Origin of the sequence: Blautia sp. An46, assembly GCF_002161645.1 — a bacterium.
Classification (GTDB): Bacteria; Bacillota; Clostridia; order Lachnospirales; family Lachnospiraceae; genus Blautia; species Blautia ornithocaccae.
Genome location: NZ_NFIF01000006.1, coordinates 146,913 through 171,950, shown reverse-complemented (window position 1 = coordinate 171,950; position 25,038 = coordinate 146,913). Strand labels below are relative to the sequence as shown.

Annotated in this window: 28 protein-coding genes; 7 read left to right on the top strand and 21 right to left on the bottom strand. The window is 45.4% G+C overall.

What is annotated here, in order from left to right; translation table 11 throughout:
• Nucleotides 1-150: 150 nt before the first annotated feature.
• Nucleotides 151-339, bottom strand: a complete 189-nt coding sequence (locus tag B5G00_RS07030) for a helix-turn-helix domain-containing protein (protein WP_087270553.1) — start codon at nucleotides 337-339, stop codon at nucleotides 151-153.
• 1 nt (nucleotide 340) lies between these two features.
• The gene (locus B5G00_RS07025) at nucleotides 341-781 is read right to left on the bottom strand and encodes a sigma-70 family RNA polymerase sigma factor (protein WP_087270550.1); all 441 of its coding nucleotides are present in this window, start codon (nucleotides 779-781) and stop codon (nucleotides 341-343) included.
• Between the two features lie 453 nt (nucleotides 782-1,234).
• On the opposite strand from B5G00_RS07025, the gene B5G00_RS07020 reads away from it, so the two are divergent.
• Nucleotides 1,235-1,537 (top strand): helix-turn-helix transcriptional regulator, encoded by a 303-nt coding sequence (locus B5G00_RS07020; protein WP_242971308.1) that lies wholly within the window; start codon nucleotides 1,235-1,237, stop codon nucleotides 1,535-1,537.
• A 131-nt stretch (nucleotides 1,538-1,668) separates the two neighbouring features.
• Here B5G00_RS07020 and B5G00_RS07015 read toward each other — a convergent pair whose 3' ends face one another.
• Together B5G00_RS07015 and B5G00_RS07010 are read right to left on the bottom strand one after the other, a co-directional pair.
• On the bottom strand, nucleotides 1,669-2,070 hold the full coding sequence (locus tag B5G00_RS07015) for a hypothetical protein (RefSeq protein WP_140403121.1): 402 nt from the start codon (nucleotides 2,068-2,070) through the stop codon (nucleotides 1,669-1,671).
• Nucleotides 2,071-2,075: 5 nt separating this feature from the next.
• Complete coding sequence (locus B5G00_RS07010; protein WP_087270545.1) at nucleotides 2,076-3,008, bottom strand: ParM/StbA family protein; 933 nt, start codon at nucleotides 3,006-3,008, stop codon at nucleotides 2,076-2,078.
• Nucleotides 3,009-3,186: 178 nt separating this feature from the next.
• On the opposite strand from B5G00_RS07010, the gene B5G00_RS07005 reads away from it, so the two are divergent.
• The 3 genes from B5G00_RS07005 to B5G00_RS06995 all read left to right on the top strand — a co-directional run bounded on the left by B5G00_RS07005 (nucleotide 3,187) and on the right by B5G00_RS06995 (nucleotide 5,750).
• The gene (locus tag B5G00_RS07005; protein WP_087270542.1) at nucleotides 3,187-3,939 is read left to right on the top strand and encodes a hypothetical protein; all 753 of its coding nucleotides are present in this window, start codon (nucleotides 3,187-3,189) and stop codon (nucleotides 3,937-3,939) included.
• Nucleotides 3,940-4,158: 219 nt separating this feature from the next.
• Complete coding sequence (locus B5G00_RS07000; protein ID WP_087270539.1) at nucleotides 4,159-5,436, top strand: MFS transporter; 1,278 nt, start codon at nucleotides 4,159-4,161, stop codon at nucleotides 5,434-5,436.
• A 122-nt stretch (nucleotides 5,437-5,558) separates the two neighbouring features.
• Entirely contained in the window at nucleotides 5,559-5,750 is a 192-nt protein-coding gene (locus B5G00_RS06995) for a hypothetical protein (RefSeq protein ID WP_054353191.1), read from the top strand.
• A 59-nt stretch (nucleotides 5,751-5,809) separates the two neighbouring features.
• Here B5G00_RS06995 and B5G00_RS06990 read toward each other — a convergent pair whose 3' ends face one another.
• The 10 genes from B5G00_RS06990 to B5G00_RS06940 all read right to left on the bottom strand — a co-directional run bounded on the left by B5G00_RS06990 (nucleotide 5,810) and on the right by B5G00_RS06940 (nucleotide 15,049).
• A complete protein-coding gene (locus tag B5G00_RS06990; RefSeq protein ID WP_054353192.1) occupies nucleotides 5,810-6,007 on the bottom strand; it encodes a hypothetical protein in 198 nt (65 codons plus the stop codon).
• 16 nt (nucleotides 6,008-6,023) lie between these two features.
• Entirely contained in the window at nucleotides 6,024-6,461 is a 438-nt protein-coding gene (locus B5G00_RS06985; protein ID WP_087270536.1) for a hypothetical protein, read from the bottom strand.
• Between the two features lie 84 nt (nucleotides 6,462-6,545).
• Nucleotides 6,546-7,313 carry a class B sortase gene (gene srtB, locus B5G00_RS06980; RefSeq protein WP_087270532.1) on the bottom strand — a complete coding sequence of 256 codons (768 nt, stop codon included), beginning with the start codon at nucleotides 7,311-7,313 and terminating at the stop codon, nucleotides 6,546-6,548.
• A complete protein-coding gene (locus B5G00_RS06975) occupies nucleotides 7,310-8,524 on the bottom strand; it encodes a CHC2 zinc finger domain-containing protein (protein ID WP_206423778.1) in 1,215 nt (404 codons plus the stop codon). The genes srtB and B5G00_RS06975 overlap by 4 nt, the downstream gene beginning before the upstream one ends.
• A 60-nt stretch (nucleotides 8,525-8,584) precedes the next feature.
• Nucleotides 8,585-9,523, bottom strand: a complete 939-nt coding sequence (locus tag B5G00_RS06970) for a hypothetical protein (RefSeq protein ID WP_054353195.1) — start codon at nucleotides 9,521-9,523, stop codon at nucleotides 8,585-8,587.
• Nucleotides 9,524-9,605: 82 nt separating this feature from the next.
• Nucleotides 9,606-11,840, bottom strand: coding sequence for an SF1B family DNA helicase RecD2 (gene recD2 / locus B5G00_RS06965; RefSeq protein ID WP_087270529.1), 2,235 nt, complete (start codon nucleotides 11,838-11,840; stop codon nucleotides 9,606-9,608).
• A complete protein-coding gene (locus B5G00_RS06960; protein ID WP_087270524.1) occupies nucleotides 11,803-12,219 on the bottom strand; it encodes a DUF7768 domain-containing protein in 417 nt (138 codons plus the stop codon). The genes recD2 and B5G00_RS06960 overlap by 38 nt, the downstream gene beginning before the upstream one ends.
• Nucleotides 12,219-13,262 (bottom strand): YqaJ viral recombinase family nuclease, encoded by a 1,044-nt coding sequence (locus B5G00_RS06955; RefSeq protein ID WP_087270520.1) that lies wholly within the window; start codon nucleotides 13,260-13,262, stop codon nucleotides 12,219-12,221. Before B5G00_RS06955 ends, B5G00_RS06960 begins: the two co-directional genes overlap by 1 nt.
• 10 nt (nucleotides 13,263-13,272) lie before the next feature.
• Nucleotides 13,273-14,412 carry a transposase gene (locus B5G00_RS06950; RefSeq protein ID WP_087270515.1) on the bottom strand — a complete coding sequence of 380 codons (1,140 nt, stop codon included), beginning with the start codon at nucleotides 14,410-14,412 and terminating at the stop codon, nucleotides 13,273-13,275.
• A gap of 430 nt (nucleotides 14,413-14,842) precedes the next feature.
• Nucleotides 14,843-15,049: a hypothetical protein gene (locus B5G00_RS06940; RefSeq protein ID WP_087200768.1), complete on the bottom strand. Its 207-nt coding sequence runs from the start codon at nucleotides 15,047-15,049 to the stop codon at nucleotides 14,843-14,845.
• A 197-nt stretch (nucleotides 15,050-15,246) separates the two neighbouring features.
• Here B5G00_RS06940 and B5G00_RS06935 point away from each other — a divergent pair, with 197 nt between their 5' ends.
• The 3 genes from B5G00_RS06935 (at nucleotide 15,247) to B5G00_RS06920 (ending at nucleotide 17,352) form a co-directional block, all read left to right on the top strand.
• Nucleotides 15,247-15,564, top strand: coding sequence for a helix-turn-helix domain-containing protein (locus B5G00_RS06935; RefSeq protein ID WP_087200766.1), 318 nt, complete (start codon nucleotides 15,247-15,249; stop codon nucleotides 15,562-15,564).
• 377 nt (nucleotides 15,565-15,941) lie between these two features.
• Nucleotides 15,942-16,133, top strand: coding sequence for a DUF3173 domain-containing protein (locus B5G00_RS06925; RefSeq protein ID WP_015573093.1), 192 nt, complete (start codon nucleotides 15,942-15,944; stop codon nucleotides 16,131-16,133).
• A gap of 37 nt (nucleotides 16,134-16,170) precedes the next feature.
• Nucleotides 16,171-17,352, top strand: a complete 1,182-nt coding sequence (locus B5G00_RS06920) for a site-specific integrase (RefSeq protein WP_015573092.1) — start codon at nucleotides 16,171-16,173, stop codon at nucleotides 17,350-17,352.
• Between the two features lie 77 nt (nucleotides 17,353-17,429).
• Here B5G00_RS06920 and guaA read toward each other — a convergent pair whose 3' ends face one another.
• The 7 genes from guaA to add all read right to left on the bottom strand — a co-directional run bounded on the left by guaA (nucleotide 17,430) and on the right by add (nucleotide 25,034).
• Nucleotides 17,430-18,974: a glutamine-hydrolyzing GMP synthase gene (gene guaA, locus B5G00_RS06915; RefSeq protein ID WP_087270619.1), complete on the bottom strand. Its 1,545-nt coding sequence runs from the start codon at nucleotides 18,972-18,974 to the stop codon at nucleotides 17,430-17,432.
• Nucleotides 18,975-19,232: 258 nt separating this feature from the next.
• Entirely contained in the window at nucleotides 19,233-19,904 is a 672-nt protein-coding gene (locus B5G00_RS06910) for a pentapeptide repeat-containing protein (RefSeq protein WP_087270616.1), read from the bottom strand.
• A 14-nt stretch (nucleotides 19,905-19,918) separates the two neighbouring features.
• Complete coding sequence (locus B5G00_RS06905; protein ID WP_087270613.1) at nucleotides 19,919-21,262, bottom strand: MATE family efflux transporter; 1,344 nt, start codon at nucleotides 21,260-21,262, stop codon at nucleotides 19,919-19,921.
• 204 nt (nucleotides 21,263-21,466) lie between these two features.
• Nucleotides 21,467-22,588 (bottom strand): SLC13 family permease, encoded by a 1,122-nt coding sequence (locus B5G00_RS06900; protein WP_087270610.1) that lies wholly within the window; start codon nucleotides 22,586-22,588, stop codon nucleotides 21,467-21,469.
• Nucleotides 22,589-22,771: 183 nt separating this feature from the next.
• The gene (locus B5G00_RS06895) at nucleotides 22,772-23,383 is read right to left on the bottom strand and encodes a YgjV family protein (protein WP_087270512.1); all 612 of its coding nucleotides are present in this window, start codon (nucleotides 23,381-23,383) and stop codon (nucleotides 22,772-22,774) included.
• Between the two features lie 12 nt (nucleotides 23,384-23,395).
• Nucleotides 23,396-24,067: a deoxyribose-phosphate aldolase gene (gene deoC / locus B5G00_RS06890; protein WP_087270607.1), complete on the bottom strand. Its 672-nt coding sequence runs from the start codon at nucleotides 24,065-24,067 to the stop codon at nucleotides 23,396-23,398.
• A 1-nt stretch (nucleotide 24,068) separates the two neighbouring features.
• The gene (gene add / locus B5G00_RS06885) at nucleotides 24,069-25,034 is read right to left on the bottom strand and encodes an adenosine deaminase (RefSeq protein WP_087270509.1); all 966 of its coding nucleotides are present in this window, start codon (nucleotides 25,032-25,034) and stop codon (nucleotides 24,069-24,071) included.
• Nucleotides 25,035-25,038 lie beyond the last annotated feature (4 nt).

Genomic DNA, 25,038 nt, shown 5'->3' with positions numbered 1-25,038 from the left:
TAATTATCGTACCAAATATCTGTTTCCTTTTCCGCTCCATTCAGCCTTTTTTATTCCAATAAGACTTTTTAATTTTGAAAGTCACTAGAAAATCAATATGATCTTCATAAAGGAAGACCGGACAGCTTACGCCGCCCGGTCCCTCCTTAATTACTCCACATCCCGGAAATACCGGATGCACTTCATCAGTTCCACTGCCAGCTCCTGGTACAGATCTTCATCAAATCTTCCGTTCACCAGTGCGTTCTTGATCAGCAATGGACGGTACATCGCAAAGATCTCTGTCTTCGCTTCCATGTCGCCGGCTTTCGCCCGGAATAATAATTCATCAAAGCTCATCCTATTTATCCCCCAATCTTTTGCGTATTTTACGGATTGCATAGAAGTACGCATCCTTGCAGCGCTCTGCTGTCATCCCGGTCATCTGACCGATCTTTTTAAACGAGCGCTCCTCAAATACGTGAAGATAGATCAGCTCCCGTTCTTTCTCATTGAGCATCAGCAGCGATTTCACAAGTTTTTCATCCGAGAGTTCGTTCCACTCCGGGAACTCACCAGCAGCCTCTTTGAGCAGAATCTCTTCCCGCTCCTGGTTCTCCCTCATTTCTTCAAATGTGATCCGTTCTTCAATCTCCGCAATTTCCTCCATCAAGAAGGAGTCCTTCTCCGTCCGGATCTTTTTGTCCAGGTAACTGCTCCTGCGCCCTTTGATAAATTCCAGTAAGTATGCCGTAAAATGGTTCTTTGTCCGATCTCCCGAATAGGTATGTTTTTCATTCATATGTTGATTCCTCCTGAATTTCATCTGTAGTTCCAAAGAAATTCAGAAGGCCGGCGGCGAGCGGCACCCTGGCAGTCTTTCGTTCCGTTCCCACGGCAAAAAAATAAGACCGAAAGCTGCCAAAGGCAGCCCGATCCTATCCGGCGGATTTAACTTTACATGAGAGCACGCAGTATATGTGGTCGGAACCAACACATATACTGCGTGTAAAAGAGTTTCTTCACCTGCAAAAAGAAGCAGGATTTTTTTGAAATTGTTTCAGATAGCGTCTGATCCATCCGGCTGTTCACACCTTATCTTCCGTAGATTCCCCCTCTATGTATGCGTTATACTGCCTGTCAACACGCATAATAGCGCATTTCATATACTGCTTGTCTGCGGTAAAATATATGCAGGAAATGAGGTGATTGGATGTATAGACAACGATTGGGGGATGCTGTAAGAGAAGCCAGAATGAATTTAGATTTATCGCAGAATACGCTTGCGGAACGGTCCCACGTATCCCTTCGTACAATTTCAGATATCGAAACTTATAAGGCGAACCCTCGTTTTGACAGTCTCTGCTCCCTGGCGTCCTATCTGAACATTTCTATTGACGCGGTAATCAAAGACCGTAAGAACAATAGCGGCAGTACGACGATGCAGCAGATCCTGGTAGAATTGGAGTCTTGCTCAGAAGAAGAGCAGGTAATTGTGCTGCAAACGCTGCGAGGCCTCTTGAAAGGACTACATACCCGGACAGAGAACCCCACATAACCACCTCTTCTGCCATTGTAAGATACACTTCTCGGAAATCTTTATAGAAGTTCTATGGATTTTCTATGGAAATTCTGAAAAAACGGTGAAAAAGAGGGAGAACCCATGCGAGTTCTCCCCAAAGACCTGTATCACATATTTCTAAATGCTGCCATGGCATCCGCAATATCCTGCATCGTTCTTTCATCAATCGGAGGGCCTTCTTCGTTCAGATCCTCGATCACGGTTTCGGCAGGCTTCTTTTCTGTCTCCGGCTGCAGCTGCTGGCTGGTTAAAGTTCCAATATCTGAAACAGGAACCTCACCGGCAATCCGCTCCATTTCCTGCCGTACCAGAAGACGCACCATTGCCTGGATACTTTCCTGGGAGACTCCAGTATCTTCACCAGACTTCTTCCCCATATACTGCAGAACGGCTTCCGCAATCAGGGCCGCCTTTTTCTCCGTCCCGTTCAGGATCTCTACGACTTCCAGATGCTCTGGATTTTTCTTGTCAAATCCTATCGTAAATACATATGGATTTTTCTTTCCCACGATCATCACTTCCCTGCCAAAGAACTGCGGTACAGGATGCCATACCCTTTCGCATTTGCGAAAATATCATCAATAAACCGATACTTGATCAGCCGGTTAGAACTTTCCAGAAACCGCCGGAGTAAGATGGCGCCGCCTCCAATAAATATGGTATAGGTAGATTTCGTATCAATGCCCCGCTCCCGGACACTGCTGAGCAAGTCGGTCACAAAATTCCGGGCCATTTCTTCTACCGTATGTACCACCATATCCGGATAATATTCCGTCTTGCCTTCCAGGATACTGTCAATGTCTGTTTCCTCCAGGAGCATATCATGATCCCCATTGACGCTGGAAATGATGTCGTTATACATGGTGATGACACCCTTTTCCATGGAGTCACAATAGTCCAGACAGGGGGCGCCGCTTCGCATCAGCAGGAAATCGGAAGTAAATCCTCCGATATCAATTCCCACCGCTTTGGGGATCTGCCGGATTTTCTCGCCCTCAGTCATTATGGCAGCATACGCCTGGGGATATACCGCAACATCCCGGATACAAGTGTGATAGGTCCTGCCGTTGTATACCAATTCCTGCACCTTCCCGTCGCCCAGGAAATATTCCCGATACCGGTCTGCCAGCTCTGCGTAATGCTTAGGCGGCACACCGATTGGCAGAGATACCTGCACCACATCTTCCTCCGCTACCTGTCCGGTCCGCTCCAGTTCCTTCGCAATGGCAAACCGGGTCAGGATGGAAAAACGCTCATCCTGCGTCTTGTCTCTCTGATAGGGAATACGCTTCCCGCTCAAAACATAATACTTGCCGTCAGTCTGAAGGAAATCCTCCCGTCCCGCAGGCTTACGGTCTGTGGAAGAGAGCCCCGTGGTGAAAAGAAAATGGGGGGTCTTCATGTTCCGGTTCCCGTGATCCACGGGGATAGTCAATTTTTTTATCATAATGCGTCACTCTCCTTATATTGTTTTCTACTTATTTCATACGTAGGAGATATGTAGATAGCAACTCTGGAAAGAAAATTATTGAGATTTTTTATTTAGGATAGTATTTGAGAAGTGTCTTTGGTAGAATGAATACAGCAACAAATAGGAATTTGTGTAAGCAAAGAGGGGGCTTAAAATGCGTATTTTGGAATATGGCAATACAAATAATCCAACAATAATGCTTGTTCATGGTTTTGAAAGTCCATATCAAATATGGATTGATTATATAGAGCATTATAAAGAGAACTATCATATTCTTGTGCCAATTTTGCCGGGACATGATGTGCAGGAGAAGTCCGAGTTCAATTCCTTTGATGATACTGCAAAAGAGATAGAAAATTATTGTATATCAAAATCTATTAACCATATATACGCAATTTATGGAATGAGCATGGGTGGAGTTTTAACATCGTATTTATGGAAAAACAAAAGGCTTACCTTTGAAAAGGTTATTTTAGAAAGTTCACCACTTTTACCATTTGGAAAATATATGACTCAAATGCTTATAAAACAGTACTTGTCTATAACAAAAAAAGCAAGAGAACGAAATCAAAAAGTGGTACGAAACGCAATAAATACAATGGTAACAGAAGATAAGTTGGATGTGTTTTTAGAGCTGTTAGATAATATATCAGATGAAACCATAAAAAAATATTTATATACAGTTGGACAATTTAAACTTCCTTCAGATATTGATACGCCCAATACACAGATTATTTATTTTTATGGTGGAAAGATAAATGAATTTGTTTTTAGAAACGTAGCTAAATATATCAAGAAAAATTATAAAAATTCCATAACTATTTGTTCAAAAGGAAAGGGACATTGTGAGGACGCATTACTGCATTCAAATGAGTGGATTGATCGACTGGATAAATATATTATCTAGTATTGCAAATCCTAATTTGAAACTTATCGTTATTGACCAAAAATCATATATAGAAGGAGGTGGGGATAATGTTATGTCATAGAATAATTGATTTAAGCAATCAACTCTGTACAAAATCTGATGATAAGGCGATATTTGTACAGAGGTAATTTTCGCTGAACATTGGATTTTGTACAATTTGATCCCCCAAAAAATAAAGATTAGATTGGAGAAAATTCAATGGAAAATTTCAAAAAATATATAGTTTTATGGCTAAGTCAAAGTATATCGCAGTTGGGAAGTTCTATGACGGCGTTTTCATTTATTTTATGGATCTATGAACAAACACATTCCGCACTTTCCATTTCGATTATATCTTTTTGCAATTATGTACCGTATATTTTGACAAGCATATTTGTTGGTACTTTTGTAGACAATCATCGAAAAAAATTGGTTATGCTTGTATCAGATTTTGTTGCCGCAATAGTTTCTTTATTTGCTCTGGTTTTTTTAATGGCTGGAAATCTTTCCGTATGGCATATTTACATCATCAATATAATAGTGGGAGTTAGTACGGCATTTCAACAGCCAGCGTCTTCTGTTGCAATAGCGAAAATAGTGCCAAAGGATAAACTGTCTAATGTAAGTGGTATGAACTCTTTTTCCAGTAACTTAGTTATTGTATTTAGTCCCATGTTGGCGGCTGTGATTTTTTCTATCGGTGGCTTACCGCTGATTTTGTTATTTGATTTATTTAGCTTTGCGATTGCTTTTTTCGTACTGCTCTTTTTAATTCGCATACCAGAACGGCTTACAAAGGAAAATTTCAAATCTCCTTTTGCGGAAATCCTGTATGGATTTCATTTTCTGAAAACAGAAAAGGGAATTTTATACATCATGCTTACAATGGCTGTAATAAACTTCTTTTCAAGGTTGACTTATGAAAATATATTATCGCCGATGATTTTAGCAAGAAGTTCCGAAAACAATCTTGTCTTAGGAATTGTAAATGCTTGTATGGGAGTTGGCGGAATTATGGGCGGCTTGCTTGTATCTATGAGAAAAGAAAGCAGGAAAAAAGCAAATATGATTTATGTTTCTGCCGCACTATCTTTTCTTTTAGGAGATTTAACAATGGCTGTTGGCAGGAATGTCTTTTTCTGGTCGTTTGCCGCCTTTGCTGCAAGTTTACCGCTTCCATTTATTATGGCGGGAGAAAATCTGATACTCTATAAAAAAATACCTGAGAATATTCAAGGGAGGGTATTTGCGGTAAGAAATGCTGTACAATATAGTACAATTCCTTTTGGTATTCTTTTAGGCGGTTACTTATCTGATTATGTGTTCGAGCCTTTTATGCGTTCAAACGCAGATATTGTGCCCTTGTTGGGGAAAATTGTGGGTATCGGTACAGGCAGTGGTATGGCCGTCATGTTTTTATGTACGGGGATTTGTGGTTTTGCTATGAGCATTTTTTCACTTTTTTGTAAAGAAATACAAAAATTAAACGACTGTTAATTGACAGCTCCACATATATTTGCTAAAGAGTAATCAAGGCGGGAACACATTCTCCATTATTGGGGAAAAAGAGATTGACAAATCCTAAGTTGTCGAATTGGAAGTTAATGAGGTGAGAATAAATGGATAAAGAAAAAAAGAGGAAGTTTCATTTGGTGTTATATGGAATTGCTATTCCTGTTAGTTTATTCGCTCTATATACATTTATCTTTGTTTTTGATAATGGTATTGGGTGGAAAATTGCGTTAATTATTATTGGCTTGGGTTGGCTTATATCCGCTATCTCCGGGTTTATAGAAAATTTGAAGAAATAGAACAATCCTAATTTTTCTCTATCAAGGCAGGCGCCGGTTTCCCGGCACCTGCGCTTCATTTACCGCTCCACATAAATGACGGTATTCTGTCTAAATCCATTCTCTTTACAAAAATCCCTGTATAATTCTTCCAATTCCGTCATGTTGTAAGCATCGAGTTCGGTCTCATCTTCCTGACCATCCATGTTGATAAATCCGATCCTGTAAGTACCTCCCCCGGTTGTCACAATTCCTTTTCCTGCTTCTCTGATCGTCATATCCATCCTCCATTCTTCAGGCAACTTTTGCCTGATTATTCTCATTCATTTCCGGGAATAATATCTTCGCCTTTTCCGGCAACAGGCGGCAGAACAGCTCTTTGTACCGTTCATATGCCTGGTTGTTGAGCGGTGCTTTCAAACAAGTAAGGCTCCAGACCAGCAATTCTTCTTCCTCTGTGTCATACTTTCCGGTGGTAAAGACATTTCCGTTATAAACCGGTTTAGGCGGTTTGCTGATTTCCTGCAGTTCGCCTTTTGTCCTGGCATTTTGAAGCATCGCTGTCTTTTTCTGAACAAATCCTAAGATAATCTCCTCCAGCATCCCCCGCTCCTGATAACGCCAGGCCCGCTGAAAAATTGTCTGGAGTGTTTGTATCCGCTCCTCCTTAAGCCTGTCATCTTCTTTTCCTTCAATTTTCTCCCGTTCTTTCTCATATTCAGCTTCCAACATGATACTTTCCTCCATAAAAAAAGACCGGCATGGTGTCTTCCTTTTCCATACCGGCGCTGTTTTCTGTTCCTATACTTTTCTTCTTCAATTTGCTATTTCCTCTGTCAATTTCCCGTGGACAATATACCGATAATCCCGTCTGGAGCTGACACAGGTGGAAAGTGTCACCACCCGGTCTGATTTCCCGACTTCCACACCGGTATCATATCCCGCATAGGAGCGGATCTGCTTCAGAAAAGCCTGAAAGTCTGCCTCTTCCGGAAACGCATAGGTGTAAGCCTCGCTCCCTACATACCCGGCATAACAAGAGAAGATCTGATATTTCAACACCTTTCCAGGCACATACAGGTAAAAGTAAGGGGATGCTTCCCACAGAGCCTGATCCTGATAATGGGAGAGGGTTCCAAACATACTGCCATTTTTCATATTGTGGCCGTATACAATGGTGTTTGGATCCGTGAAATCCTGCTGGTTATGCCAGTCCGCAAAGATACTGCCGCTGCTGTTGTACTCCCCGGTAAACAGATGATGCAGATAATAAGCATTATCGGTTCCCTGTACCACCGGATAACTGATGGAAAGGCCGGGAATATCAATCCAGCCAATCACGTCCGGGTTCACAGCCTGCAGTCCTTCAAAATCAATCTGCAGATATCCGTCTGGTTCTATATCGGTTTTATCTGGTTCCGACGTCTCCTCCGGCTCCTCCACAAATGAGGCAAGCTCTTCGTAGGTATCCTCGCCCTCCTGGTATTCTCCATAGATTCCTCTCAGTTTCCATGCTGAAAAAGCAAGCGCGCCGATGGCAAGCAGGATCCCTGCCAGAAACAGCAGCTTTTCTCCTTTTCTCATGCTTCCACTCCCTTCTGTTTCTGCAAAGGGGCTGACGTCGCAGCCCGCTTTGCGTAATAATAATCATCTATACCTTTGATTTTTCCATTCCAGTTACCATCTGCATCCTGATCCCAGATCATACGGCTAACCGGCAGGGACAACTCCTGACAGATCCCATAGACTTTTCCACAGGCGTTCTGGATGATCCGGCGCTTTTCCACCTTGTATGGACAGTTTTCCGGCATCTCCTTTTCACTGCAGACAGAACATTTATGATAATGCCTATCACAGTCTGTTTTCAGCTTCTTGTCCATGTCAAACGCCTCAAACAGAAATTTCATCTTTCTCTGCTGAAATTCCTCCAGAACCGGACGCAGGCTCCGATACATATTCACACCCGCCAGACAGATAAATGTATGCCCGGACAGGTAGTAGGCAATCGAGCCTTTCAGTCCGCCCTCCGTCAAATAGACGTTTTCCGCATCCAGATCTCCGATCACATGAACCGGGCTTCCGGAAGAAACGCCGTTTGGATAGCCCGCACTGGAAAGCCAGAGATATTTGTTGTTATCCCTGGGATGATCCAGACGGATCTGACATGCCTGTATCTTTCCATCCATGGATTCCACAGGAACCAGGAAGCCGGAGTTCTTCGTCTTGAAATTCAGCGTCCAACGCTCCTCCGTATCCCGATAAAATCCCGGCACACCTTCCAGCACACAGCCTCTCTCCTGAAGTGTCTCTGCAATCTTATGCAGCCCATACATCGGAACACTCCGGTAACGCCGTTCTTTTATCTGTTCGATTGTAAGACCCCGGGAGATCAAGTTTTCCCTATGTATACTGTAAAGGGGAAGCTGATCCAGTAATTCCGTATAGGTACGGTGTCGTTCATCCAGTGACGCAAGGTTCGACTGCACAGGTTCTTCCTTTTCTTCCTGTACCCTTGTCTGACGCACCTGCCGGTATTCTCCCCGGTTGAGGGCTTCCCGGATCTCACGGTTCGCTTCAGAAAGCGTCAAATTATGCAACTCGCCATAGAGACTTAGCATCCCGCCGGATTTATCACAGCGGTTGCACCGGAATACATTCTTTGCCGGATTAATGTTAAACCGCCCTTTGGTATCGCCGCAGAAGGGACAGTCATAGTAATTCCCCCGTCGCTTATGAAGCCTCAGAAGATGGACTACATCTAAAATGTCGTAATCAAACTCCGGTCCGTCATACATCCATGCCCGTCCTCCTTTCTCCCGTAGCCCTTTGACAGACTACGGGTATTGTGTATTACTTTATCCTGCAAGCGGCAACGCTTGGTTTAACAGCACCCTGGCTGCCGCCGGGATCAGATTGTTATGCCCCCGGTAGCTGTTAGCGAAATAATCCAGGCTGGAAGGGCTTTCCACAGCCACCTGCCCCATAGATTTTCCGCCAAATTTTCCTTTGCCACCGATAACCACGGCTTTCGCCTGCTCATAGGTCATTTGGTTCACCAGCTCCTCCACGGGAAGATTTTTGTCCAGCGGAATATCCGGAGTAGCCACTGTTGGTTTCATCTGTTGTACAGACGCTCCCATCATATTTCCCTGCACCTGGGCCTGACGATAGAATTGGTTCATCATGCTCTGACTGGGATTGGTTTCTGCCGGTCTGCCTGGATACGGCATATTTCCAGCGGGAGTGTTCCCGGCATAGCTGTTCTGACCACTGTAGTCCGGCTGTCCGGCATAAACCGGCTGTCCTCCATAAGAGGGAGTACCTACGGCAGCTTCCGGATATTGCGGCGGTACAGGGATTCCCGCATCCACCTGCGCCGGATCGTTTCTTTCTCCCACATCCGCAAACTGGACACCAAAGCCCGCATCGGAGAGTGCCCTTCCCACGGCGGCAGTCTCTGCCATCTCCAGGAACTTGTCCCCAAACTTCGGATCCTCTGAGCGGAATTTCATAGAAAAAGCATTGGCAATATAGTTCTCCGGTGCATCTTCATGGTTCAGATAGATCCTTGCCTCTGCCAACGCCATATTTTCGGTAAACCGAACAATGGTACTGGCGATCCGCCCCAGAGGATAGGCCAGACGGAACCAGAGTTTCCGGTACTTTACGTCCAGATAAAGCTGATCTTCCTGATCCTCCTGTTTGATCGTGCGGGCAAATTCCAGAGGCTCAAATCCCTCTACCCGGTTCAAAGCCGCCACTGCCTGATTTTTCTGATACAGTAATTCGTTCATAAATCTGCTCCTTTCGCAAACAGGGCAGGATATCCCTCTACATAAGGAATAGCCTGCCTTTCTTCATAAGTGGAAATTATTTTTATACCGCAAGCCGAAGCTGTTCCGGCTCACGCTCATTCAGGTATTGATAATAGTAACGGGTGATCCGCTCCCCAAGAGCTGTATTGCGCCTGCCGGCATCGTCCGTATGGACTGCCTGGCAGACTGCGTTCCATTGCCCCACCAGATACACCTTTTTCTTTGCACGGGTAATGCCTGTGTACAGGATATTCCGCTTCAGCATCATATAAAAGGCTCTCACCCAGGGGATGATGACAATATCGCACTCGGATCCCTGGGACTTGTGTATGGTAATGGCATTGGCGTGTTCGATCATCTCCAGATCTTCCGTCTCGTAGGTCACGACACGTCCATCCGGAAATTCGATCACCGTTTTTACGGTTCCTTCCTCATCCGTATAAAAATCCGTAATCCTTCCCAGGTCCCCATTGCTGGCCATCAACGTATTCTTGTTCTGAAGCACCTTATCCCCTTCCCGGTAGGTCTGCCCTCCTGCGGACAGTTCCTTTTTCCCAGGACTTGGCGGATTGATCAGGTCCTCCAGGCTCCGGTTCAGCTCGTTAGCGCCGTTTACCGTCTTTACCCGATAGGGTGTCAAAATCTGCACATGGTCCAGGCCGTTCCTTGCGGCCTCTTCCTGGTAAAGCTGGCGTACCATGGCTGCTGTCTCATCTGCCGAATTGCAGGAGATAAACTGGAAATCATCTCCAAACCCAAAATCCGTCCGGTTTGCCAACATTTTACGGGCATTTAAGTGGATGTTGCTGGTCTTTCCCTGGCGGAATACCAGATCCAGCACCGTCACAGGGATCAGCCCGCAGCCGATCAACTGTCGGAACACATCACCGGCCCCCACAGACGGGAGCTGATCCACGTCGCCTACCAGCAGGATACGGGAGGCAGGCTTTACCCTGCGGAAAAATTCATATCCCAAATGCATATCTACCATGGATACTTCATCCAGATTCAAAAAACCGGCTTCCAGGTATTCTACTGCGTCTTCATAATCGGCAAAGTCACCCAGAAGCCCCAGAGCCATGTGCATCGTTGAGGCGTACTCATGCCCGGTGCTTTCCGCCATCCGGCGTGCCGCACGCCCCGTAGGAGCCATGAGCTGTACCTGTGATCGGCAGACAATGGCATGGATATAAAGGATGATCTTTAACACGGTGGTCTTTCCGGTTCCAGGCCCGCCGGTAATAATGCTGATCTGGTTTCGGAACACCATGCGCACTGCCTGTTTCTGCTTCTCTGACAGGGTAATCGCCAGGGCAGTCTGGGCCTGCGCCAATTCCTTTTCGATGTCATACGCCTCGCCCTGATCCAACAAACGCCGGGCGATCATGGAAGCGGTCTGGTTTTCTTCCTCATACCGCTTCTTCACATACACCCGCTCGCCGTCTACCACAATGCTTTCCTGCATGACCAGCCGGTAGAGTACCCGCTGGATGTCTGTTTCTGTCACTGCCTGATGCGGGAGATCCTGGTTTAGCATGGCATATGCCCGCTGGATCAGCTCCGGGCGCTCCAGATACAGATGTCCCTCCTCCTTCATGGCAGACTCCATGAGATGGGAGAGGCAGCCTGAAATCCGCATGGGATCATTGAGCGCCTGGCAGTTCTGCCGTCCAATGGCATCTACTGTTAAAAAGCCAAACCCTTTCACAGCACAGAGCTGATAAGGCCTGTGGCGGACAATCTCCACGGACTCATTGCGAAACCGCTGGAGGATCAGGTTCACCTTTTTGGGGGTTACCTTATAGGGTGCCAGGAATGTCATGAGTTCCCGGAACACCTTGTTTTTTCCGTAGGACTCCACAATCCCCTTCAGCTTTTTCTGGGAAATTCCTTTTACCTTCAGAAGCTCCTGGGGATGTTCTTCCATGATTTCCAGCGTATTAAGGCCAAATTCTTTGTAAATGGCTTCTGCAACTCTTGGTCCCACACCCTTTACAGAGCCGCAGGAGAGGTATCCTAAGATCCCCTCCTTTGTGCGTGGTACAATCTCCATGAAATTTTCCACCTGATACTGCAGGCCGTGGCTGGACTTTTCCCATTGTCCTTCCATCTCAATCTCGATCTGGTCAGACTGGGGCAGGTCAAAGCCTATGGCGGTAAACCCGATCACTTTCAGGCCCTGTAAATATTTGTCTCTGGCAGCAAGCGGTACAGAAGTATCCTTTGTGGTAAACACCGCAATGGTGTATCCATTCTCCTCATTCAGAAATATGGTCTTCCGGTATCTGCACCGCATATTCGATCTCCTTCCAATTTTTAATCTTCCGTAACTGAAACGGATCCCGGCCTCCTTCGAGCCAGTACACCTCCTTCCCGGTATCATGGGCATACCGGATTTCTCCTTCCATGCCGGAAGAAATCCTGCCGCCACAGATAATCAGCACGTCACAAAAGTCTAAAAGCTGTTTCCCAATGGAAAGCGCCAGCTTCCGTTCCTCTGGTATGGTGTCATCCAGCATCAGCGGCAGATAGGCATGGGAGGCATACGTGCGGCAGTGGAATACCTCTCTGATCGTATCCAGATACGCCTTCGCAAGCCCCATGTTATACAATCGTTCTTCCTTGGTTTTCGCAGACAACGGAGAGCAGATATACGCTCTTTTTCCTTTTAACATCACGCCGCCTCCTTCTTTAACCGGAAGATCCGGTTTTCTGTTTCTGTAGCATATTCTTTGAAAATATCCGGATGCTGTACTTTCAGCTTTTCAAGATTTTCTTTCCCGATCATCGTCCTGCGGGTCGGGTTAAAGGTAATCTTGTAACGGTTGGTTCCGTCTTCCAGAAATGCCTTGCATCCCTGTCCCATCAACTCCACGAAAGGAACACTGATCGCACGCTGTTCAGCGTCAATTTCCTTCTTACGCTTCTCTAAGCGTGATTTTTCATCTGATAAAGCAAGATACTTTTCCAGGCTTTTGGAATCCAGCGTCGTGATTGGGATTTCCGGGATCGACTTATCAGCATAGCCGCTGTAACGGCGGATGCTGGCAAGCGCCAGATCCGGTTTCCCCACCAGCGGCGGTTCCACCTTCTTCTCCACAAATTCACGCCAGAAATATCCTTCCTGCTCGATGATATCCTGCTCTTCCATGAGATCACGCTCCAGAGAACGGTATACAAAGTCGTTCTCGTTATTTCCCCACAGACACGCAATAAATGCATGACTGATATTCACCACCGACATATAGTGCCGCACCTGATAGACATAGTGCTCCGGGATTTTCCCGTCATCCCACTTCTCTTTGGCGTTATAATTACAGGTTTTGCACTCCAGTATGGCAAAGCTGCCATCCGGCATACGCACAAAGAAATCAATATCGGCAAGCATAAACGGGTAAAGCGGATGCCGGAACATGATCCGCACGGGAAACACCTCCAGGCCGGTTTTCTTAGAGAAAATCTCCGCTACCAGATCCTCCAGTCTGTGTCCAAATTCCTTGGCAACCCAGTTTGCTTCTGGTTCCTCGATCACCGGGGTAACGCCGATCTTGTCATAGTAAAGATCACGGCTGGTAACAAAAGGCGAGATCCCCATGATGGCAGCTACATCACTGCCTCCGATTCCCAGACGGCGGAATGCGAGCCATTGCTCTCTGGTTAGGGTGCTGATATCCACGACCTGTTCCGGTTCATAATCCATTCGTAACGTCTGTTTCATAAGCTCCTCCTTAACACTTAACGGCGCCATATACATCAAATTCCTTCCAGTCCATGGCAAGAGCCCTGGTCAGGTTCTCCTCCATCCGCAAAAGCTGGCTGCCGGTAAATCCCTGGCAGGCGGCATAGAAGGGTGCCTCGTTCATGGCATAGTAAAGGTCATGGGCCGTACAGCTCTGTTCCCCGTTCTGTGCCACATACATCTCCACCACTTCATTACGGATCGCCGCCTTGATCTTCAGCTTTTTCATCAGTAACCTTAAGCAGTTCACCGGGTTATGGATCTCGATTTCCAGAAGCGCTGCCAAACGCTCTGTGGCATCCTGATATCTTGCATACACTTCTTTCAAATTGTTGCGGTAATCCAGGATCGTGCTGTGGTTCCTGTGCGCCAGAGTGATCGGACTTCCCAGGCTGAGCGTATGGTTGTTCCCGTCTGTCAGCAGCATAGGATACAGATTGACACCGCTGGCTGCGACATCAGAAGTGGTCAGGCGCAGCGCCGGCGTAAGGTTTCTTTTGCTTACTCCGTACCGGTCCAGCGCATCCCTGTAGGTGTCCAGAAGCTCCTGGTTCCCGGAAAGCGTCCACATGGCACTCATGACGGAATGGTCATAGGTTCCGGAGCCTTCCAGATAAGCGCTTCCCTTGAAATTCGTGTGCAGATATTCGCTGGTCATCTCAAAGATTGCTTTCATGTCCAGTACGCTGTAATCATGGGCGTCTCCCCCGTGGACTGCAGAGACTTTTCCATCCGCAATCTTGATGAGGCATTCTCCTTTCGCTGCTTTCAGGCAGCAATTCACAACCTTTGCATAGGTTGCCAGATCCAGCTTTCGCAGGCCGTCCCCGCCGATACCGGCACGTCCTAAGATTGTCTGGATTGCACAGTTCCGGACCGGATATGCCTCGCCTCGTACCTTCAGTACAAGCCGGGTGTGCTTTTCCGTATCCTTCAGGATTTCCTCCATCTCTGCGTCTCCGTTATCCAGGTTGTCCGCCTCTTTTTCAAGCGGCACCAGCCGGAGGGCCCGGATGGGCTTGCGGATCCACTCTGAGGCTTTCCCTCTTCTTGAAAGAAAATCAAGCATCTCCTCTGCCGTGGCAAATGTCTTTTCAAAACCATCTGCGTAAACCATTGTTTCATTCATTGTTTCTTCCACCTTTCTTTAAAATAATTATCCATAAACAGCCGAAGCTGATTGTGGCAGGCCACACACATACACAAAAATCCGGCAGAAACATTTTCTTCCGGATAAACGGCAACAAAAAAGGATGAGCAGAGAAACCTCTTGTTTTCTCCATTCATCCTTTTCCAATCTGGTTCTTCACCGATAAAACAAAAAAAGTGCCACACAGCCATTTCAGGCATACGGTGACACTTCACTACAAACATAAACAACTTATGCCGGGAAAAGCTCCTGCTTTTCCTCTTCATGTACGGGATTTCTCAAAATCCCAAAACATGATCCCCCGCCGGGGAACGCATAAAAAAGAACTATATCAGTATAGTAGCACAGGATATAGGTGCTGTCAATTTGTTTTATACTATATATGGTATGTGATAATGACATAACTATCCTATTTTGTGCCTTTTGTTTCCTCCTCGCAGACAAACGTGATCTGTCTTGACATAAATTCCTCACAGCTTGTCAGAGTTTTTCCATGCTTCTTCAGTTCCTCACTGGCATTTTGATTACATCGTTCTTCAAAGATACATCCCTTACAGTTATTTGCCAGCGCCCTGCGGACCCATTTCAATTCTTCCTGCGTACCTATGATTTTCATTAAAAACACCTCATTAACATCATACCCTAAAACAGCGCTTCTATCACATTTTTTTGCAATCAGGTATATAGCAGTAAATTCCGGTTATATTCCGTAATATGAGCATTTATATAGTGAATAACTCTATTTTATTCCGTAATTTGCCGGAAGTAAATAGTTTAAAATCGAAGGAAGATGTAGGAAGAGAGGTGGATGACATGGAGAAAAAATTTATCGGTGACAGGATTAGCGAACTGCGGATAAAAAAGAATGTATCCGAATATCAGATGAGCCTGGATCTCGGCAAAAACAAAAGTTACATCCAGTCCATTTCTTCCGGGCGCTCCCTGCCTACCATGGAGAACTTCCTGGAAATCTGCGAATATCTGGAAGTAACTCCCTGCCAGTTCTTCGATACAGCTCTTCACAATCTTCCTCTATACGAAAAAGCGGCTGACTTATTAAAGCAGCTCGACGATGAGGATATGATCGCTGTAATCAGTATACTACATCGGCTCGCTGCCAGACATAAATAATTTTCAGAGGCTGTCCACACGGACAGCTTTTTTTCTATTTTTTTACACATTCTGCATTTTCTCCACTATTTCCCTTACAAATGGCAAAATAGAGTACCTTGAAAATTTCACACCCTCCCGGAAGAGGGATACGGGTGCCTGCAGATAGTGCAGCATGATGCGTGCCTGCAGGCTTTAAGATTGCATAGCAACGCCGAAGACGCGGCTTGGGAAGGCGCAGGAACTGGCTTCCAGGGAGATAGAGAAAAACGGTATCTTAAACATAACTATAATTTATTTTTGCAAGAGGTATCTGAACCTAAAGACCTTTTACTCAAATTCTGGTATAATAATGAACAGGTATTGAGAATGGTACTCTGTTCATGGAAAGGAGGGTTATGGTTACTGTAACGAAATCAGATTTAATTGCACTTGGATATGGTCCTTCTTTTGCTGCTGACATTATACGTGAGGCTAAAAAGTTAATGGTGGAAAAAGGACATACCTACTATCAGTCAAGAAAGCTGGACAGAGTTCCAAAAGAGGCCGTAGAAGAACTGCTCGGTATCAAACTTCCAGATGAGCAGTAATGACACACTTCTTGCAGAAATGTAAGGAGTAAACTTTATGGCAAAAGATCCAATTAAAAAAGCGGAAAACGGAACCTATTATTTCAGGGCAAACCTGGGCTATGATTCTGTAACCGGAAAGCAGATCCAGAAATACCGCAGCGGCTTTTCTACAAAAAAGGAGGCTCGTACAGAGTATTCCCGATTGGTGCTGGCGGCAGAAGAAGGACTGGCTATGGAAAAGAAACAGCCCTCGTTTAAGCAGTACATTGAGGAAATTTATCTTCCATGGTATAAAACGCAGGTCAAAGAAAGTACCTATAAAAACCGATTAAATACTATTGAAAAGCACTTTAAATTTTTTTACAGGAAAAAGGTTGCTGAAATAGAGCCGATTCATGTACAGGCATGGCAGCTGAAGCTGGCAAAAGAGTACAGCCCAAATTATGTACGGATTATCCAGGGCATGTTGTCGCTCGCTTTTGACCGTGCAATTATCCTTGGTCTTGCTTCAAAAAATCCGTCACGTATGGTCGGCAATATTAAGTCAAAAAAAGTGAAGATAGATTTCTGGACGCTGGATGAATTTCAGAAAGTCATTTCCCTTTTATACAAGGGTGACTACTATGAACATTATTTGTTCATCTGCTTCTGGCTCCTGTTCACAACAGGACTGCGGATCGGAGAGGCTGCTGCATTACAGTGGGATGACATTGATTTTGAAAGCGGAATAATCAGTGTAACCAAAACGCTGTATTACAAATCAATGACGGAATACAAATTTGTGGAACCCAAAACATCTGCCAGTGTCCGAACAGTTGTGCTTGATGATGATACTATCAGGGAATTAAAAGAGTGGAAAGAAGTACAGAAAAAAGTTTTGAAAGACTGTAACTTTGTACTAAGCTACAATGGGATTCCCACCAGCAAGCATACCCTGCCAAGAGCCCTGGAAAAGCTGGCAGGGCTTGCCGGCGTTCACCGAATTAAAATCCATGCTTTACGTCATTCTCATGTTGCACTCTTAATCAGCATGGGGGTGAATCCATTGATCATTAAAGACCGTCTCGGCCACGAAAAAATCCAGACGACTTTAGGGACCTATGGACATCTATATCCTAACAGCAACTTTGAGGTTGCTAAAATGTTAGGCGGAGTTATTAACTTCACGCCTGCTACGGAAAGCGTGGCTGATTACACACACAATCAGTTCACCGCTTCTTATCACAGGCAAATGTAAAAATGCAATGATAATGCAATCCAGAGGCACCGGTGCCGGAAAAGCCCGTAAATAAAGGCTTTCTGGCCCACCGCCGACTATTCAAACTCAATCGTCGCCGGTGGTTTCCCCGTACAATCATACAGTACTCTGTTAATATGTTTCACTTCATTAACGATCCTGCTGGTTGTCCGTCCGATTACTTCCCATGGGATCTCTGCGCTCTCTGCTGTCATAAAGTCTGTTGTGGTCACTGCTCTCAGTGCAATGGCATAGTCATAGGTTCTTTCATCTCCCATAACGCCCACAGACTGCATATTGGTCAGGGCTGCGAAATACTGGCCGATTTCCCGGTCAATGCCGGCTTTAGCGATCTCTTCTCTCCAGATAGCGTCGGCGTCCTGTACCATCTGTACTTTCTCAGCAGTTACTTCGCCGATGATACGGATACCAAGTCCCGGGCCTGGGAATGGCTGTCTGAAAACAAGGTATTCTGGTATTCCCAGCTCCAGGCCTGCCTGGCGGACCTCGTCTTTGAACAGGTCACGGAGAGGCTCGATGATTTCTTTGAAATCAACGTAATCCGGCAGTCCTCCTACATTGTGGTGGGACTTAATTACGGTGGATTCTCCGCCTACGCCGCTTTCTACTACGTCGGGATAAATAGTTCCCTGTACCAGGAAGTCCACGGTGCCGATCTTCTTTGCTTCTTCTTCAAATACACGGATAAATTCTTCACCGATGATCTTACGTTTCTTCTCCGGTTCTGTTACCCCTTTTAATTTTCCATAGAATCTTTCCTGAGCGTTTACACGGATAAAGTTCAGGTCATATGGGCCTTCCGGACCGAATACAGCTTCAACCTCATCGCCCTCATTTTTACGAAGAAGGCCATGGTCTACAAAGACACAGGTAAGCTGGTTCCCTACTGCCTTGGAAAGAAGGACTGCTGCCACAGAGGAATCTACGCCGCCGGAAAGAGCGCACAGGACTTTTCCATTGCCCACTTTCTCACGGATAGCTTTGATGGTCTCCTCCACAAAGGAATCCATTTTCCAGTCGCCGGCACACTGACATACATTATAAACAAAGTTGGAAAGCATCTTTTTGCCTTCTTTTGTATGCAGAACCTCTGGGTGGAACTGAGTTGCGTAAAGGTTCTTTTCTATATTCTCCACAGCCGCTACAGGGCAGTCATCTGTATGAGCGATGATCTCAAATCCCGGAGCTGGTTTGGAGATGTAGTCGTTATGGCTCATCCAGCAGATGGTTTTCTCAGACACATTCTCAAAGAGTTTTGATTTCTGGTCTACAGTAACCTCAATCTTTCCGTATTCTCTTACAGGAGCCTTTTCTACTTTTCCTCCCAGAAGATGCATCATAAGCTGAGAGCCGTAGCAGATTCCCAGGATGGGAACACCCAGCTCAAAGATTTCCTTTGAATAAGTAGGAGAATCCGGCAGATACGCACTGTTGGGGCCGCCGGTAAAGATAATACCTTTGGGCTGGATCTCCTTTATCTTTTCAATATCTGTTTTATAAGAATAGATTTCGCAGTAAACATTACATTCACGTACACGTCTTGCGATCAGCTGATTATACTGGCCGCCAAAGTCAAGTACAATAACGGTTTCTCTCTTCAAGAAAGTGTCCTCCTGTTCTTCTTTATCTTCATTTAAAAACATTTTATCCAGCTTCCTTAGATATCAGCCTGGATTGTATACTTCATTATAGATTATCCCTATCCATTTTACAAGGAAAAAATCCCTGGGGCTTGGAAGGCAGAAATCCTCCAAACCAAATGCCGTACTCTTCCTGCCTTATAGTCTGCTGTGCCTGCTGCTGAACTGCATCAGTCTGCCCTCTATATTCTCATCTATCCAGCTCATCCACATATATGCTTATTTCTCCAGCTCTTTTATCACAATTCCCAGTCTTTTTGCCAGGACAATGGCCTGTTCCAGATTTACGATCACTTCCCTCAGTTCGTCCTTTGCATCAGAGATCACAATGCCTGTAATATCACACTCTGTAAAGTCAATATCCTTCAGCCAGGTCTTAAAGAAGCTGGCATTTTTAAAGCAGTCGTCCTTCCAGTCTACATTGGTGATATTACATTTGCTGAAGCTGGCGTCGGTAAAATCTGAATGGTAGATTTTCACATAGCTCATACGTACCGCATCCATGCCTGCATCTCTGAAATTGCAGTTTTCAATGGAGATATGGCGGATATTGCTTCCGTAAAAATCTGTTCCCAAAGCTTTACAGTTTTCAAAAGCACAGCTTTTAAAGCAGACATCATTCATACTGGAATTGGAAAAATCACAGCCAATAAATTTCACATCTGTGAAGCTGGCTCTGTCAAAAGAGCAGCCTAAGAATTTACAGTTCCGAAACACTACCTGCTGAAAAGAAATATGCTTTCCGTCAATTCTGGACAGAAAAGTCCCTGTAAACTGTCTTCTGAAGATTTCCCCTTCTTCTTCCCTGGCTGTCCGGATAAGCTCTGCTCCATCCTTTACCTCTGTCAGTTCTTCGGGAATCTTTGGTTCTTTAAATACTTTTTTGTTCATACTTTTTTCTCGTCCTATACCAGTGCCGCATGTTTCCATTTTCCTCTTATGTATCTTGTAACGAAACATATAGACCGGAACAGCCAGTCAATAGTCATGGCCACCCAAACTCCGAATACTCCCATATCCAAATATACTCCCAGCACCACGCTGAATCCTATCCGGAATATCCACATAGAAAGGATGGACATTCCCATCGTAAACTTTACGTCTGCCGCCGCTCTCAGGGTATTTGGCAGGGAAAAAGACAGAGGCCAGATAGTCACTACACAGGCAGAATGGTAGAACAAAATCTGTCGTGCATAGCTGCTGGCTTCTTCTGAAAGTCCGTAAATACTCACCACAAAAGGCACAGCCAGTACCACAAGAATATTAATTGCCAGGGCGGAAATATAAATGATCCTGATCAGCTTTTTGGTGTAATATTTTACCTGTTCAAAGTCCCCGGCTCCCACACATTGAGACACTACGGTAAGCATGGCAAATCCAATAGCCATTCCCGGAAGAGTCGCAAAAGTAGCCACATTGTTTGAAACCGCATTCGCTGCAATAGAAGCAGTTCCGAATCCAGTCACAATGCTCAGCACCATGATCTTGCCCAGCTGGAACATACTGTTCTCCAGGCCGTTGGGGATTCCGATATACAGGATCTTTTTCAGCAGAGACCAGTCTGTTTTAAAGGAAAAGGGGTGATAAATGTGAACCATATGCTTCTGATTGTTCAGCATAAACAGCATCACAATACAGGCTACGGTTCTGGAAACTAAAGTGGGGATGGCAACTCCCTCCACTCCTCTGTGGAACCCATAGATCAAAACGGCATTCCCGCAGATATTAATGGCATTCATCAGCAGAGAAGTCTTCATAGCAATCGAGGAATTTCCCATTGCCCGGAAAGCCGCTGCCCCTGCATTATACAGGGCGATCATAGGAATGGAGGCAAAGACGATCATCATATAGACATTACAGTTATAAAGAACATCTGCCTCAATATTGCCGAAGATCACATGTGTGATCAGATTCCGTCCCAGATATCCCAGGATCATCACTGCCAGAGAAGCTTTAAGGGTAAAAGCCAAAAGCTGGTTTGTGGCTTTGCAGGCCATTTCTGTCTTTTTCTTGCCCAGGAACTGGCCGGCGATGACTGCTCCGCCTGTGGCAAGAGCCGTAAAGATATTGATGATCAGAACCATCACCGTATCAATGAGAGAAACCCCCGATACTGCAGCTTCCCCTACGCTGGACACCATGACAGAATCTGCCAGTCCCACAAAGGCCTGAAGGAACTGATCCACCACCAGAGGAAGGATCAGTTTCCGTAGGTCTGCATTGGAAAAAAAGAGCTTTTTCCTGTCCATTTTTCTTTTTTTCTCCTCCGTATCTTTTTGATATCCCACATTATACGCTCCCGGTTTCTGGTGTACAAGAGAGATTCTCAACTTTTTCTCTTCCACATAAAAAGACGGAAGCCTTCTCTGTCAAAAGACTTCCATTAGTACATCGTCCCCTAAACAATCGGACCAATCACCCAGGATATTTTTTCGAGATGATATACTTGGCAACTATGTGAGGATAAGGGCCTCACAGATAAGGATCCCCAGGAAAACAAGGTTCCACACCGTAAAGACTGCCATAAATCTTCCCTTTCTCTGTGGATATTCCACTGTATAAAATTTAAAGGAGATCAGACTTGCCAGTGAAGCCACCAGGGTTCCCAGGCCGCCCAGATTAACCGCTGTAAGGAGAAGTGAAAAATTTCCTGCAAATCCCGACAGCAGGATGGCCGCAGGCACATTGCTGATGATCTGGCTGGTGAGGATCCCTGCCCACAATTCTTTTCCCTGGACAAGAGAAGCCAGCGTATTGCTGATCTCCGGGATCCGCTTCATATTACCGATAAAAATGAAGAAACACAGAAAAGTCAGCAGCAAAAAATAGTCTACTTTTCCAAATAATCTCCGGTTCACTGCCAGCACAGCTGCCGCCACACAGATCAACACCGGAATATATGGAAAGACCCGAAATACCACCAGCAGACATAATAAAAGCAAGGCCGCAAATGCAAAAAGCTGGGACAGGTTTTTTCCTATCTGGACTTCTTTCTGCTCCTTTACTGCAATACTCTTTAAAGCTTCATTTTTTTCTGTAAAAAGGATACACACCAGAAGAATCAGGGAAAGGCCGGCATAGGGCCAAACTGCCCGTGCAAACTCTCCCAGCGTAACTCCCGACATAGAATATAAATAAAGATTCTGGGGATTTCCTATAGGAGTAGCCATACTTCCCAGGTTGGCGGCAATGGTCTCCAGCACCACGATCCTCAGGATCCTGTCTTCCCGGCCTACCATCTGATATACCAATATGGTAAATGGCACAAAAGTGATCAGGGTCACGTCGTTTGTGATGATCATACTGGAGAAAAAGCACAAAAGCACCATAAGCACAGACAAGTTCCGCAGGCTGCTGGCCTTCTTCAGCAGGGTCTCTCCCAATAGGGAAAATATCCCCAGCCATTGAAATCCGGCTACAATGATCATAAAACAAAACAACAGTGCAAGCGTCCGGTAATCCGGATAAGTCAGATAGGCCGGATCCGGTCTCACCACCGCTGCCGAAATAAGGGCAAGAAGAAAAGAGACGCAGAAAACCGTCTCTTTTCTAAAAAATTCTTTCAGAGTTTTCATGTAATGGTCTCCCTGCACATCATGCGAAATTTTTGCGCTGTCCTTTCCGAAAATCCCGGGATCACGGGCCTGGACTTGGACAAACAGCCCTATTATACATCTTGTTTTTCTGATATGCAATCATAACCCTGGCAAAAATTTCCCCTTCTTTTCATCCACAGGGCAGCTATGTCTCAGACTGTTTCAAGCCAGCTCTTTTACATAAACTCCATTTACTTTTTCAAATCCCATTGTCTGCAGATAAGATTCATGCGGACCCGGCGTTCCTGTAAAGATCATTTTGCGGATTCCATGATCTTTTAATTTTGAATAGAGATAATTTCCCACGGAACAGTCTCTGTATGCCGGCACAGAGTAGTCCAGAAGGACCTCCAGCTCACCCTCTTCCCCTTTCTTTCCAAGAAACAGCCCGGCAGGTGAAGCATCCTTGCAGACTACGTATGCAGTATCACATTCCGGTTGTTTTTCTTTAAATATTGGAAAGTATTTCTGGATATCTGTGTGATAAAAATCCATCATATACTGCACCAGGGACTCTCCCGGCTTTCCTTCAATAAAATCATAATTTCTATCTGATTTCCGGAGGCGGACCAGATAATAAATATTAATCCCTACCAGGCAGAAATTCATAAGGGCTGTAGGATAGGATTGAATGATCATGGCGTAAACTGCAAAAATCGTTCCTCCCACTGCATTGATAATCCGAAGTTTTACTACGGAAGTCATAAGAAATGAGATCAGCACCAGTATGGAGCCAATATATCCCACCAGCTCCACCATCATATGTGTACTCACACCGTCTCCCCCTTAGTATCCATTCCCGGCATCCGGGCTGTTTTTCATGATCTTCACCAGCCTGCTTGTACCAAGTCTTTCAGCTCCCAGGCGGATAAATTCTTCTGCGTCGTCAAAGGAAGAAATGCCTCCGGCAGCCTTTACCTTCACTTCTTTTCCCACATGTTTTTTCATCAGTTCCACATCTGCAAAGGTGGCTCCTCCGGTAGAAAATCCTGTAGATGTTTTAATATATTCTGCTCCTGCCTTTGTGACGATCTCGCACATTTTTATCTTTTCATCCTCAGTAAGAAGGCATGTCTCGATAATAACCTTCAGGATCCTGCCGCCGCAGGCCTGGTGGATCTGGCGAATCTCCTCTTCGATTTCTTCGTACTTCTTATCTTTCAGCTTTCCGATATTGATGACCATGTCGATCTCGGAAGCTCCATTTGCAACAGCGTCCTTTGTCTCAAATACCTTAGTGGCTGTGGTGCTGTAGCCGTTTGGAAAACCGATAACCGTGCAGATTGGAAGCTTTTCCTCTACATATTCGGCAGCCTGCTTTACATAGGAAGCCGGAATACATGCAGAGGCTGTTCCATATTTTATGGCGTCATCCAGAATCTGACGGATCTCCTCCCAGGCTGCAGTCTGTGTCAGTAAAGTATGGTCTACATATTTCAAAATTTCTTTTTTATCCATCTTAAATTCCTTTCCATTTCTTCTCAAAGATTTCTCTGATTTTCGGGTTAAAGGCTGTATCAGCAGCATTTTGCAGCAGGGTAAAGATCAGTTCTTCATCCCGGCCATACTGTTCGTAAACCCGTATCAGCTCTTTTGTCATAGTAGTACCGCTGACAGTCCGGTTATCCGTATTTACGGAAACCTTAATTCCTTCCTCCAAAAACTGACGGAGAGGATAATCCTGCCAGCTTTGCGCTGCCTTAGTCTGGAAGTTGCTTGTAGGACACATTTCCACGCCGATCCCTGCTCTGGCATATGTTTTCATCAACTCCGGGTCTTTTTTCAGTGCAATTCCATGACCGATCCTGGCCGCTCCCAGTTCCCAGGCCTCCCGGACATTTTCCAGGCTTCCGGTTTCCCCGGAGTGAATAGTATAGGGCATGCCAAGTCTTTTTGCCTCCTGAAAAATGTTCCGGTACTGGGCCGTAGGAAAGGCGGACTCATCTCCGGCCAGGTCCAGGGCGCATACCCCTTCTCCCAGATATTCTCTGGCACATTTCAGCATGGCCAGGTTCTGTTCCTCACTGTGGTTTCTCATAGCGCACACTATGATTCCATAATGCACATGGAAATCTTCTTTTCCCCGTTCCATACCTCGCCTCACCGCTTCGATCACCTGTCTGCAGCTTAAACCTTCATGTACGGAAAGCATAGGGGCGAATCGTACTTCAATATACTCTACCTTGTCTTTTGCGATTTCTTCCACAAAGGTATAGGCGCCTTCTTCCAGTCCTTTCTCGTCCTGAAGACACTGAAGAGGCAGGTCAAATTTCTCCAGATATTCCGTAAGGCTTTTGCAATCCTGAGATACGGTCAGAGCCTCCCTGGTCACTTCTTTCCCCAGATGTTTCTCTATCATAGACTTTGTAAGAGAACCGTCCAGATGACAGTGAAGATCAAGTTTTGGAAGCTGTTCTATATCCATATAA